Source organism: Mesorhizobium sp. M0437 (genome assembly GCF_040321335.1).
Taxonomy (GTDB): Bacteria; Pseudomonadota; Alphaproteobacteria; order Rhizobiales; family Rhizobiaceae; genus Mesorhizobium.
This window is the reverse complement of sequence record NZ_JAMYRK010000270.1, coordinates 1-520: the sequence shown is the minus strand read 5'-3', so window position 1 is coordinate 520 and position 520 is coordinate 1. Positions and strand designations below refer to the sequence as shown.

The 520-nt window shown below is 59.0% G+C and carries 1 protein-coding gene; it reads right to left on the bottom strand.

Features of this window, described 5'->3' with window-relative positions; genetic code table 11:
- The coding region (locus NKI72_RS35405) for an amidohydrolase family protein (protein WP_352852320.1) at window positions 1-520 on the bottom strand (520 nt) is incomplete at both ends.

Sequence of the window (520 nt, the reverse complement as noted above, 5' to 3'; positions counted from 1 at the left end):
TTGTAATCCGCATCCAGGCGCCACAATACCGACGGCACCCAGGCCACGCCGCATTCGATGACGACGAAGTAGAGGTCCGGCCATTTTTCGAAGACGCCATGCGCAATCATGCTTGCGACATGTGAAATCGCCGACATGTGCAGGATGGCGTGCGTCTCCCAGAAGAACGTCGTTGGGGCAGGAGCAATCGCGGTCGAATTCACGCCGCCATGGCCGCCCAGATGTATGGCAAAGGGCAGCCCCACCTCGGCGCAAGCCTCATAGATTGGATGGTAAAACGGATCGCCATAGGGCTTGACGGAGCCTTGCGAAGCGAGAACCTGAACCATGCGCGGATGATTGCCAAGACGGCGTATCTCGGCGGCCGCGAGCTTCGGATCCTGTGGCGCGATGATGATCGAGCCCATGAAGCGATCGTCCTTCGGCAGCCATTGGTCGATCTGGTAGTCATTGTAGGCGCTGACAAGGGCGCTGGCATAATAAGGATTGGCGAGGGTGGAAGCCTCGATCGGCTCATCGC